This is a genomic window from Kineothrix alysoides (assembly GCF_000732725.1).
Taxonomy (GTDB): domain Bacteria; phylum Bacillota; class Clostridia; order Lachnospirales; family Lachnospiraceae; genus Kineothrix; species Kineothrix alysoides.
Genome location: NZ_JPNB01000001.1, coordinates 642771 through 655352, shown reverse-complemented (window position 1 = coordinate 655352; position 12582 = coordinate 642771). Strand labels below are relative to the sequence as shown.

At 45.0% G+C, this 12582-nt stretch carries 9 protein-coding genes; 3 read left to right on the top strand and 6 right to left on the bottom strand.

The window, feature by feature from the left end; all coding sequences use genetic code 11:
• Positions 1 to 15: 15 nt before the first annotated feature.
• Complete coding sequence (gene rpmE / locus CC90_RS23555; RefSeq protein ID WP_081905853.1) at positions 16 to 222, bottom strand: 50S ribosomal protein L31; 207 nt, start codon at positions 220 to 222, stop codon at positions 16 to 18.
• A gap of 156 nt (positions 223 to 378) precedes the next feature.
• On the bottom strand, positions 379 to 2097 hold the full coding sequence (gene rho, locus CC90_RS0103095) for a transcription termination factor Rho (protein ID WP_031389367.1): 1719 nt from the start codon (positions 2095 to 2097) through the stop codon (positions 379 to 381).
• A gap of 358 nt (positions 2098 to 2455) precedes the next feature.
• Between rho and CC90_RS0103090 the strand changes: the two genes are divergently transcribed.
• Genes CC90_RS0103090 through CC90_RS0103080 form a run of 3 tightly spaced genes read left to right on the top strand, consistent with a single transcriptional unit; the run spans position 2456 to position 5096 of the window.
• On the top strand, positions 2456 to 3610 hold the full coding sequence (locus tag CC90_RS0103090) for an NAD(P)-dependent malic enzyme (protein ID WP_031389366.1): 1155 nt from the start codon (positions 2456 to 2458) through the stop codon (positions 3608 to 3610).
• Between the two features lie 30 nt (positions 3611 to 3640).
• Positions 3641 to 4609 (top strand): TIGR01212 family radical SAM protein, encoded by a 969-nt coding sequence (locus CC90_RS0103085; protein WP_051869263.1) that lies wholly within the window; start codon positions 3641 to 3643, stop codon positions 4607 to 4609.
• A complete protein-coding gene (locus CC90_RS0103080) occupies positions 4581 to 5096 on the top strand; it encodes a DUF4364 family protein (RefSeq protein ID WP_031389364.1) in 516 nt (171 codons plus the stop codon). The genes CC90_RS0103085 and CC90_RS0103080 overlap by 29 nt, the downstream gene beginning before the upstream one ends.
• Before the next feature lie 53 nt (positions 5097 to 5149).
• Here CC90_RS0103080 and CC90_RS22895 read toward each other — a convergent pair whose 3' ends face one another.
• From CC90_RS22895 to CC90_RS0103060, 4 genes are all read right to left on the bottom strand, one after another.
• Positions 5150 to 7372 (bottom strand): DUF5722 domain-containing protein, encoded by a 2223-nt coding sequence (locus tag CC90_RS22895; RefSeq protein ID WP_051869262.1) that lies wholly within the window; start codon positions 7370 to 7372, stop codon positions 5150 to 5152.
• Positions 7373 to 8698: a replication-associated recombination protein A gene (locus tag CC90_RS0103070; RefSeq protein ID WP_031389362.1), complete on the bottom strand. Its 1326-nt coding sequence runs from the start codon at positions 8696 to 8698 to the stop codon at positions 7373 to 7375.
• Positions 8699 to 9023: 325 nt separating this feature from the next.
• Positions 9024 to 10811 (bottom strand): ABC transporter ATP-binding protein, encoded by a 1788-nt coding sequence (locus CC90_RS0103065; RefSeq protein ID WP_031389361.1) that lies wholly within the window; start codon positions 10809 to 10811, stop codon positions 9024 to 9026.
• Positions 10798 to 12567 (bottom strand): ABC transporter ATP-binding protein, encoded by a 1770-nt coding sequence (locus CC90_RS0103060; protein ID WP_031389360.1) that lies wholly within the window; start codon positions 12565 to 12567, stop codon positions 10798 to 10800. Before CC90_RS0103060 ends, CC90_RS0103065 begins: the two co-directional genes overlap by 14 nt.
• Positions 12568 to 12582: the final 15 nt, after the last annotated feature.

Genomic DNA, 12582 nt, shown 5'->3' with positions numbered 1-12582 from the left:
CTATTTACGGATAACTTATTTACTCTCAACACCGTATTTTCTGTTGAACTTATCAATACGTCCATCAGCTCTTGCAGATTTCTGCTGGCCAGTATAGAACGAATGGCATTTAGAGCAGACTTCAACGTGAATCTCTGATTTCGTTGAACCGGTTACAAACGTATTGCCGCAGTTACAAGTTACAGTTGCCTGATAGTAATTAGGATGTATTCCTTCTTTCATCTCTTTCACCTCTCTATAATAAACTCGATTTGTTCTCATCCACTTGCTTTTTCAGCATTTGCTGCGGTTTTACCCAAACAGCTTTATTATTGTATCACAGCTTATCTGCTAGTGCAAGTATTTTTCCTGAAATCATTCACAAAATCATTCACTTAATTAGAAAAATTTTATTTTTTTTACCATCTGTACAAACTCTGCATTATTTCTCGTCTTCGCAAATATATCCAAAATCTTGTCTACAGCTTCCTCGGGTTTCAGACTGTTAAGTGCCTTACGCATGATGTTGATTGCCTCCTGCTCTTCCGAAGACAAAAGCAAATCTTCTCTACGTGTTCCCGACTTCGGAATGTCGATAGCCGGAAATACCCTTCTCTCCGACAGTTTGCGGTCAAGCACCATTTCCATATTGCCGGTGCCCTTGAACTCTTCATATACCACATCGTCCATTTTGCTTCCGGTTTCCACCAGGGCCGTCGCCAGAATAGTCAGACTGCCGCCTCCCCTCATGTTTCTCGCCGCACCGAAAAATCGCTTCGGCATATGTAAAGCTGCTGGATCGAGACCGCCGGATAACGTTCTTCCACTCGGAGGAACGGTAAGGTTATATGCTCTTGTCAAACGTGTGATGCTATCGAGCAATATCATAACATCCTTTTTATGCTCTACCAAGCGCTTCGCGCGCTCGATTACCATTTCTGAAACTCTTTTATGGTGTTCCGGCAATTCGTCGAAGGTAGAATAGATAACTTCTACATTAGGTCCTTCAATCGCTTCTTTTATATCCGTTACCTCTTCCGGACGTTCGTCAATAAGAAGGATGATCAGATGCACATCCGGAGAATTCCTTTTCACGGATTTGGCAACCTCTTTTAATAGGGTTGTCTTTCCCGCCTTCGGAGGCGATACGATCATACCTCTCTGCCCTTTGCCTACCGGACTCATCAAATCCATGATTCGCATTGCTACAGATGCACCCTGTGTCTCCAAAGGCATCCTCTCATCTGGAAAAATAGGCGTCATGTCTTCAAAGTTACATCTGCGTGCCGCCACATCCGGAGAATATCCGTTGACACCTTTTACATATAATAATGCGCTGAACTTCTCACTCTGCGTCTTAACTCTCGTATTTCCTTCCAGAATGTCCCCGGTCTTTAAATTAAAGCGCCTGATCTGACTGGGAGCAACGTAAACGTCATTTTCTCCCGGAAGATAATTCTCACAGCGGATAAATCCGTAGCCGTCCGGCATAACTTCCAAAATTCCATGAGCAATAATGCCGCTGTCCAAATCGGAGGGATATTTCTCGTCATCCCCTCTTCCGGTTACTGTCTGCCTGCTGTCGCCTGCCGTTCTAACCTCCCCAGTCTGCCTGCTGTCTGCTGCTGCCCTGTTTTCAGACATTCTGTTATCCGATGAGGCCCTGTTTTCCGCTGGTCTTCCGTTTACCGCCTGCCTATTGTCCTGAAATCTATTCTCGTTCTGCTTATTTTCCGATACTCTGTTTTCTGCTTGTCTGCCCTCCGGCAATTTATTCTCAGTCTGTCTGCCCTCTGCAGGCCTGCTTTCAGACTCTCCATCTGCTGCCTGTCTGCTTTCTGTTTGTCTATTCTCTTGCTGTCTGTTCCCTGCCTGCTTAATATCCGAAGAAGTTTCGCCGCCATTCCTCTCGGATGCCGGCTTATTCATAATGACTCTCTTGGGGGCGGTTGCAGGCTTCTCTTCTGAAACTACAGCCCCATTTTTCTCTTTTTCATCCTCTGCAAGCATTGCTTCCACAATGTCTGCTTTTTTCATCGCAGAAACGCCTTTAATCTTCCTAGCCTTGGCAATTTCCTTCAGGTCTGCCAACGCCAACGATTCATACTTTTCTCTCATATACTCCTCCGTCTTGTCACTCATTACAATTATACATCAATTTATCGGCAAAAAGCCGGTTATTCTCTTTACATATTTTTATGCTTTTTGATTGTCTTTTATCTTGGGGGAATAAAGCTGATATGTTAATCGAATTGCTTACAAATGCCATCTATTTTTAACATTATACAACAGCTTTTGTAAAATAGAAAGTCTTTTTTGCATAGAGACGCAACTTTGGCTTCGCGGTATGGAAGACCGGGAAACCCTTGCAGACTTCCGTCAAATATTATATGATTACTTCAGTATGTGGCGCATATGTACGTGCTGCGTCCTAACTCAAATAGAAAATACAACAATATCAAAGTGAGGATAAGTCATGACTACGAACGAAAAGGCATTAGAGCTTCATAAACAATGGAACGGAAAATTAGAGACGGTTTCCAAGTCTCCCCTCAAATCCCGCGAGGACCTTTCTCTCGCCTATACTCCCGGCGTTGCCGAGCCCTGCAAGGTTATCGCACAGGACAAAGAAGCCGCCTATACTTATACGATGAAAGCTAACACAGTTGCCGTAGTATCCGATGGAAGTGCTGTATTAGGCTTGGGTAATATCGGCCCCTATGCCGCCATGCCGGTTATGGAGGGAAAGGCAGTACTTTTCAAGGAATTCGGCGGTGTGAATGCCGTACCCATTTGTCTTGACACACAGGATACGGAGGAAATCATCAAAGCCGTTACCTATCTCGCTCCCGGATTCGGCGGCATTAATCTGGAGGACATCAGTGCTCCCCGCTGCTTCGAAATTGAAGAACGTTTAAAAGAAATACTGGACATCCCCGTATTTCACGACGATCAGCACGGTACGGCAATCGTCGTTCTGGCCGGTGTCATCAACGCTCTGAAGGTAACGGGAAAGAAAATGGAGGACTGCAAGGTTATCGTAAACGGCGCAGGCAGTGCAGGCGTAGCCATCACGAAATTGTTGCTTACCTACGGGTTTTCCAATGTCATCATGTGTGATAAGGTAGGTATTGTCTCTGTTAAGACAGAAGGTCTCAACTGGATGCAGCAGAAAATGGCGGAGGTTACTAACCCAAATAACGAAACCGGTTCTCTCGCCGATGCCATGAAAGGCGCAGATATCTTTGTGGGTGTATCCGCTCCCGGCATAGTGACCAAGGAAATGGTTTCTTCCATGAATAAGGATTCCATTCTTTTCGCTATGGCAAATCCTGTTCCGGAAATCATGCCCGATCTGGCAAAAGAAGCGGGCGCGAGAGTCGTTGGTACAGGACGAAGTGACTTTCCTAATCAGGTGAACAACGTAGTTGCCTTTCCGGGCATCTTCAAGGGAGCCTTAGAGGGCCGCGCTGCGCAGATTACGGAGGAAATGAAGCTTGCAGCAGCAAATGCAATTGCCAATCTCGTTCCGGAAAGCGAACTGGGCGAAGACAACATTATGCCGGAGGCTTTCAACCCCAAGGTAGCCGAGGCCGTTGCCGAAGCTGTAAAATCCCATATCGTCCGTTGAGCGGCAAGAAAACACGAAACGGGTAATACTATGTCTAACAAAAAAGAACAGGCATCCCCTAACATCAGCATTCCTGAAATATGGCACGGCAAACGCTATTATTCTTTGGATGCCTATTTTAAGAACACCCTCGGCCGGAAGCTGAGTAAGATTGCCATCGGTGCAGGATTTACCTGCCCTAACAGGGACGGTACACTGGATACCAGAGGCTGTATCTTTTGCAGCGAAGGAGGAAGCGGCGATTTTGCCGTTCCCTTTTCCTCCATAGAGGCCGCCGGACCGTATATTGCATATTTTCAGTCCTATACCGGTACCTATGCCCCCGTCTCACGGCTGGAGCAAGTCTTCGGACAGGCGTTAGCTAATCCTAAAGTTGCCGGAATATCCATCGCTACACGCCCCGACTGTCTGCCGGCGGAGGTTCTTACGCTGCTTGACAGGCTGAAAACCGCCCATCCCGGCAAATTCATATGGATAGAGCTGGGACTCCAGACCATTCATGAACAAACTGCCCTCTATATCCGGCGAGGGTATACTCTGGAGCGCTTTTCCCAGGCGGTTTATGAACTGGCTTCCCTTCACATTCCGGTCATCGTTCACGTCATCTTGGGACTTCCCGGCGAAAGTGAATCTACGATGCTCGAAACTGTAGAATATTTAAGTAGTCTTCCGGTTTTCGGAATAAAGCTTCAGCTTCTCCACGTGCTGCGGGAAACCGACTTGGCAGTGGATTATGAAAAGGGCTTATTTTCGACTTTGACTATGGAAGAATATCTTCATATACTTATAAGCTGTATGGAGCACCTTTCCCCGGATATCGTCATACACCGGGTAACCGGTGACGGACCGAAGGAACTGCTCCTCGCTCCTTTATGGAGCACTGAAAAGAAAAAAGTCCTGAATGCTCTTCATCATCAGATGAAGCTTCAGAACTCCTATCAGGGAAAATATTGGAAAGGAAGTATTTCTCATGCCGCAGGAACCCCTGACACTTTATAAACTGATCATACTTTATATGCTTGACCGGGTGAATTTCCCTCTTACCAGCGCACAGGTAGGAGATTTTATTCTGGAAAAAGAATATACGAATTTCCTAACTCTGCAGCAAGCACTTTCAGAGCTGACCGAGGCAGGGCTTATTTCCGCCCAGTCCATACGCAACAGAACTCATTTGCTGATTACGGAGGAGGGCTTGAATACACTTGCTTTTTTTGAAAATCGTATCAGTGATACGATAAAAAAAGAAGTCAATGCCTTTTTCAAGGATAACGAGATGGAGCTTCGAAACGAGGTTTCCATTCTCGCCGATTACTATAAATCCACTACCGGAGATTATGATGCGCATTTAGTGGCAAAAGAGAAAAAGATAAAGTTAGTTGACATAACTTTGTCCGTTCCTACAGAAGAATCCGCTGCAGCTATCTGTGACAACTGGCAGCGGAAAAATCAACAAATCTATCAATACCTCATTCAACAGCTATTTTAGCCCCGTCTTTTTCCATGCCTCTTGAGGCATTGGACTCTTGAGGCATTGGGCTTTTAAGGCATTGGCCACTGGGAAATGCCGATGATACTTTTTGCAAAATTCGTGTAAGTATCCGCATTCTCGGTGTCCATGTATTTAAATACATTGTAGGAGTATTTGTGCGTGCCGCCCGCATGGTTCAGACCAAGGGAAAGCCCTTGCGCCATCTCTTCTAACGCATCCGTCTGTCTGGAAAAAAGAATGGAATCGATATATGGATTGGCTTCTGCAATCTTATAGGCGTATACGATAGCTGCTGCCTGCAATTCCTCTCCCTGCAAGGATGTATATCCCAATTCACTCAATATAACGGAGCGCACCTTGCCATCCTTCGTAAGAAATTCCTCCCGCTGCATATAATCGGTTACCACATTGATATTTGCCATCGTCACCATGGATGTATCCGGTGAATCCTTAACATACTTGGAGGGTACCCATATCTTCACGACAGTCAATGGAACATTGTAGGGGTGTATGGCAAGTCCCCAGTCGATGTTTCCCTCTTCCTTTATCTGCCTGTTGAATTCATCCAGAATATCTCTGGTGTCATAGTTCGTATTGTTGCTTATATTTCTGTCCCACTGCTGGTCCAAGGATATGTACACATTAGACGCTGCATTAATGCTTTTTATCGCATTGTAAAATACGCGATAGGCCTTGACGTATTCCTTCACATAATCCTGAAGTCCCAGGTATTCCATATAGTTCCATTCTTTTCTCGCATTGATCTCATTCCCTATAATCCAGTTGGCAACCAGCCCTCGCCCATTGGCAGTTCCCGAATAACGTTCTGAAAGAAATGCCCCCACTGCTGCCAAATACTCCGTACCGCTTTCATCCGTTCCATTGAACGCATAATAAGGTGCTCTTCCTATCCCTGAGCGGGCCAGGGGGTGAATCATCTGAGGATAAGCAGCGGATACGTCATTTAAAATAATCGCGCTTATCTCGATTCCTTTATTGGTCAGTGTGCTGAATACCAAATCATATTCCGACATTACCTGGCCGTTAAAAGCGTAGCTTTTCCCGTTATAGGAATAATAAATCGTGGGATAAATGCCGTTGGTGGATTCTCCCAATATTCTGGAAACGGGAATATTATACGCCGCATGCTTCACTCCAAGCTCGTCCAGCTCCGAAGTGACAAGCTTGCTCGGGTCGATTAGAAGCCCTTTTTTGGAAGAAGGCTTTTCTCCGTTCGATTTATATTTTGCTACCGCTTCCGGATTGGTAATATACTGGGGATGACTTACCGCAATATATTTCCCTTCCTTCTTTATGGCAACCACAAATTTGCGGAACACACCGCTTTCCGTTCCTGTAAAATGTCTGGGAAACCGGAATTCCACCTCTGTATTCTTATATTCCTTCGTGATAGGAACACTATCCTCCACTATACTGTCTTCATAAGAGCGTATTGCAAACAAGTAATAATACTTGTCGTCGCTGACCGGAATGGAATCCGAAGAGGTCTTAAGAAAAATCTTGCTCGTCTTACTATCTATCAGGCAGGATTCCACCTCCAAAAACGCCTCCGACTCCCCTTCCCTAATCTCTACAGAGGCCGGCTTTTCTTTAATAGAATTGAACACATTAAGCCCGGCTTCTATGACAGATTCGAAAATATTCCCTGCCTGCTCCTTCTTCTGCTTCTCTTTTTCTGCAGCTTCCTTCGTCTTTTCTTCCTCCGCTTTCTCTATCACTAAAAGCGCAGCTTCCTTCGTTTCCTTCTGTCTTTCGTTAAAAGAGTAAGCAGCAAATCCACCGCCAACTAATACAGCAGCACAAATTACTGCAATACTTATCATAAGCCATGAAGTTTTAGACGCATTTTTCTTTTTTCTTTCTGGCTGCTTTTTGTTACTTACTTTCCCTTTGTTATCTAACTTCTCTTTGTTATCTAACTTCTCTTCATTGTTTAACTTCTCCAGGTTCTCTATTTTCCTTATATTCTCTTCGCTTTCCGTCTTCCCTTCGCTATTTAACTTCTCTATGGTCTCTATGTGATCTTCGGTTTCCAACTTTTCTTCGCTATTTAACTTCTCTGTGATCTCTCTATTCTCTTCGTTTTCCAACTTCTCTTTGCTACTTAATTTCCCTATGGTCTCTATTTTTTCTTCGTTATTTAACTTTTCTATTTTCTCATCGTTCTCTATCTTCTCTTTACAATCTGCCTTTTCTTTATTATCTGTTTTCCCTCTAATTTTTCCTTTATTCTCCCATTTTCTCAAATTCATTTACTCAGCCTCTTTTTTTATTTTTGCCATATGCTCTTTTATCTTTAACTCGTATCCATTGCCGGAGGGCTTATAAAATTCCTTCCCATTAAGCTCATACGGCAAATACTGCTGCTTGACATAATGGTTTGGATAATCATGGGCATATTTATAGCCGGTTCCATGTCCTAATTTGGCAGCACCTTTGTAATGAGCATCCTGCAAATGGGCCGGTATCGGTAGATTTCCAGTTTCCTCCACTACATGCAGCGCATCGAAAACCGCATTGACTGACGCATTGCTTTTGGGTGCACTGGCTACATAAGATACTGCCTGTGACAGTATAATCTGAGCTTCCGGCATCCCTACCCTTTCTACCGCAAGCGCTGCACTGACTGCCACCTGAAGCGCATTCGGATCCGCATTTCCCACATCCTCAGAGGCGCAGATCATAATCCTTCTGGCAATAAAGGTCACGCTTTCACCCGCATAGAGCATTCGGGCGAGATAGTAAACAGCCGCATCGGGATCCGAACCTCTCATACTCTTAATAAATGCAGAAATCGTATCGTAATGGTTATCGCCCGTCTTGTCATACCGCACCACTCTTTGTTGTATACATTCCTGCATAACTTCCATGGTCAAATGAATCTTGCCGTCCTCGCCGCGCTGTGTAGTCATAACGCCCAATTCTACCGCGTTAAGCGCATGTCTGGCGTCGCCTCCTGAAAGCTCTGAAAGGAAATCTACCGCATCTTCATCGATAATGGCGTCGTAGGCCCCCATTCCTCTGTCCGCATCATAAACCGCCCGCTTAATAAGCGTCTGAATAGCCTCTCGTTCTAACGGCCTTAACTCGAATATGATAGAACGGGAAATCAATGCGCTATTTACTTCGAAGTAAGGGTTTTCAGTGGTTGCTCCGATGAGAATAATGGTTCCGTCCTCTACAAAGGGAAGAAGATAATCCTGCTGTCCTTTATTGAACCGGTGTATCTCGTCTATGAAAAGTATCGTTCTCTTTCCATACATTCCCTGGGTATCCTTCGCTTTTCCTATTACCGCTTCCATATCCTTCTTGCCGGCAATTGTTGCATTGATCTGGGTAAATTCCGCGCTGGTCGTATTGGCAATTACCTTTGCAATCGTGGTTTTCCCAGTTCCCGGAGGTCCATAAAATATAATGGAGCTAAGCTTATCCGCCTTAATTGCCCGGTAAAGCAGCTTGTCCTTACCAATGATATGCTGCTGCCCCACCACCTCCTCTAAGGTCTTCGGCCTCAACCTTGCCGCTAACGGAGATTCTTTTTCCATATTTGTACTTCTCATATATTCAAATATATCCATAACCTTCTGCCCCCTTTTAGGAAAACTTTTTTATGAGGGATAAAAATAACTGTCGTAAATTCAATATTACCATATCCTTCTAAGCCAGCACAATAGAATCCGGCTTATTTTGCAAAAATCAGGAAAATACGCAATGTGACTTTTGGTTATTTAAAATAGGAGCTGCAATAAACAGCTCCTAAATAATCGAACAAAGATGTGCTTCGAACACTCTCGCGGCCAAATACTCTGGCAGCACAGCTTTTACTTGGTGCATGCAGCTGTGCATCACTTGTCTAAAAGAAAATTTGTGATGTATGTCACCCTTTGCTTTCAATAATATTTATTATTTTTTTAAGAAGTCGAACTGAGATAAGTAGAGATTGCTGTATTCTCCTTTTAGAGCCAAAAGCTCCTCGTGAGTTCCCCGCTCCAATATCTTTCCCCGATCCACATACATGATGCAATCGGCATTCTGAATGGTAGAAAGCCTGTGAGCAATGATAAACGAAGTTCTGCCCTTTAAAAGCTCCTTCAGTCCTCTTTGCAGCACGATTTCCGTCTCGGTATCAATGCTGGAAGTCGCTTCATCCAGTATGAGTATTTTAGGATCTGCCAACAGCGCTCTGGCAAACGAAATGAGCTGACGCTGTCCGGCAGACAGTCTGCTTCCTCTTTCATTTACCTGCGTCTGGTAACCGCTGTCCATCTTCATAATAAAATCATGGGCACACACGGTTCTTGCAGCTCGTATGACATCTTCATCGGAGGCTTCCATATTACCGTAGCGGATGTTGTCCATAATGCTCCCGGAGAAAATAAAGCTGTCCTGCATCATAATTCCCATCTGGGACCTCAATGAACGAATGGTCACCTTGGAAATATCCACATCGTCGATATAGACCGCACCGGAGCCTACATTATAAAAACGGCTGATCAGATTGACAATCGTCGTCTTTCCTGCACCGGTAGGACCTACTATAGCGAAGGACTCTCCCTGATTTGCTGTGAAGTCGATATGATCCAATATAATCTGCCCGTCTTCATACCCGAAGACCACGTCCCTAAACTGAATCTTTCCTTCAATGAGCGGCATCTCCATCGCTCCCTCCACATCCTTGACCTGCACCTCTTCGTCAATGGTTTCAAAGATACGTTCCAGATAAGAAATCGCCGTCAGAAGCGAGTTATAAAAATTCGCGAGCGTATTGATCGGATTCCAGAAACGGCTGATATAAGCTGTAAAGGCAACCAGCACACCTACCGTAATTCCGCCGTCCCCACCAAGCATCCACTGTATTCCAAGCACATAGATAAAAGCAGTGGTAACCGTGGAAATGATATCCACGCTGGGCCCCATCAGGAAATTAAACTTTACCGCCCGCATCCAGGACTCTCTATATCCTCTGCTCAGCTGATTGAAGATATCCGTATTCCTGCTCTCTCTGGTAAAAGACTGGGTCACGCGGATTCCATTGATGCTCTCTGCCAGATAGGCGTTTAAGTTGGACTGCTTGTTGCTCTGAATCTGCCAGGCTACCCGCTGTTTCTTCTTAATTAAGACCACCACCAGAACCAGGACCGGAAGTCCGCACAGGCAAATAAGTGTCAGCCGTACATTGATCCACAGCATAAAAAACAGAATGAATACCAGATTACATAAGTCCGTAATCGTATTGATAATACCATTGGAAAGCAGGTCGCTTAAGCTATTCACATAATTGACCACACGAACCTGAATCTTCCCATGAGGCCGCGTATCATAATATGAAAACGGCAGCTCCTGTAAATGGGCAAAAATATCGTACCGCAGTTTGTGTATAATATTCTGCCCGATTTCATTGGTAATCTTTATTTTAAACCGAAGGCTGACCGACACATACAGCGCAATCAAAAAGGTGAAGAGGCTGTAGAGTCCTATTGTCTTCATATCCTTCTGCGGAATGCATTCATCCATAACTGTCATGAGGAACCGTGGAATCAGCATGGCAAGCGCAGAGGCGGTCAGCATCATGAAAATAACTGCTGCCATCTGTTTTCTATAAGGGCGGATATATCCGGCCAGACGCTTTAGTTGATTGACATCGAATCGGTCCTCCAGCACTTCGTCCACATCGTATTTATTTCGTGCCATTCTTATCCACCTCCTCTTCTGTTCCGAATCCTCCATACTGATTTTTGAAGGTTTCCGCATAGTAGCCCTGATTTTTCAAAAGCTGCTCATGGGTTCCCCTTTCGATGATCCTTCCATCATCCATGACCAGAATCAAATCTGCATCTTTTATGGAAGAAATCCGATAGGCAATAATGAATATCGTACATTTAATTTTTCCGGAATTAAGCTGTTCCTGTATGTAGCTTTCGGTCTCCATATCCACCGCGGAGGTGGTATCGTCGAGAATCAGTATGGACGGATCCTTAAGCAGAGCCCTTGCTAATGAGATTCTCTGTTTCTGTCCGCCTGAAAGTCCCACGCCCCGCTCACCAACTACCGTATCATAACCTTCCGGCAAATGCTGAATAAAGTGGTTGGCATCTGCCATAATCGCCGCCTTCTTCACATCCTCAAACGGGCAGTCCGGTTTAGCATAGGCAATATTTCCCTCAATCGTATCCGAGAAAAGGAACACATCCTGCATCGCCATTCCGATATTGTCCCGCAGGTCATAAAGATTCAGCTCCCGGACATCGATGCCGTCCACCAGCACTTCTCCTTCCGTCGTGTCATAAAACCGGCACAGCAGGTTCATAATCGTGGATTTACCCGCGCCGGTAGGACCGATAATCCCCACGGTCTGTCCCGGCTCTGCCTTGAAGCTCACATGGTTTACAATATCTTCATCATCGGCGCTGTAGGAAACATTCTTAAATTCCACAGCTCCCTCCATACGCTTGCGGATAGTACCGTTTTCCGGAGTCTTCACGTTCGGCTCCTCCACATAGGTGCCATATATTTTTTCCAACGAGGTGCGGAAATTCTGAATATCATTGACCCACCATCCAGCCATACGCAGCGGTACGGTCAGCATCCAGAGATATCCATTAACCGTCACCATATTTCCCAGCGTAATTTCACCGTTAATAACCATATAGCCGCCATACAGCATAAGTATAATGGTAAGCGCGTTGGACAGCATTTCGAAGAAAGGAAGATAGACCATCCATATCTTGGAAGCCTTTACCTGTGCGGCACGAAATTCATCATTCTGTCTGTTAAACTTACCGATTTCATAATCTTCTTTTGCAAACGCCTTTACCACCCGGTTACCGCTGATATTTTCCTGCACAAAGGAATTCAATGCGGAAAAACAGTTACGGCTTCTCTGAAAAGCCGGTCTGACCTCCTTCGCCTGAAGGTATGTGGTCAGTGCGGTAAAAGGAAGCACAGCAAACATACAAAGAGCCAGCTTCACATTTACGGTAAAAATCATAACCAGAGCAAACGCAAACAGCAGCACATTTTCATAGACCGCATAAATGACATATGCAAGGAAGTGCCTGATTGCATCCATATCACCGGTCTGTCTGGACATCAAATCTCCGGTTCTCTTCTTATTATAAAAGGCAAAGTCCTCCTGCAGCAGCTTGCGGTATACCCTGTCTCTCATCTCATACAAGACTCCCTGGGAGCATGTCTCAAAAATCACCTGATAAAAATACCTTAAAACACCCCGCACAGCAGTCACCAGCAAAAGAACAAGAATAAGCTTCGGGAGCAGAGAATAATTCCCTCCCGTAATAACATCATCCACGATCATGCCGGCTATGTAGGGATTGACAATTGCAAGAACCGAAATTACCGTCGTCAGTGCAAGCCCCAAAAACATAAGCCATCTGTACTTCTTTAAAAAGGAAAGCAGCCATCTTACGGACACTTTACCCAGTTTCATCTCTTTTTCCTCCTC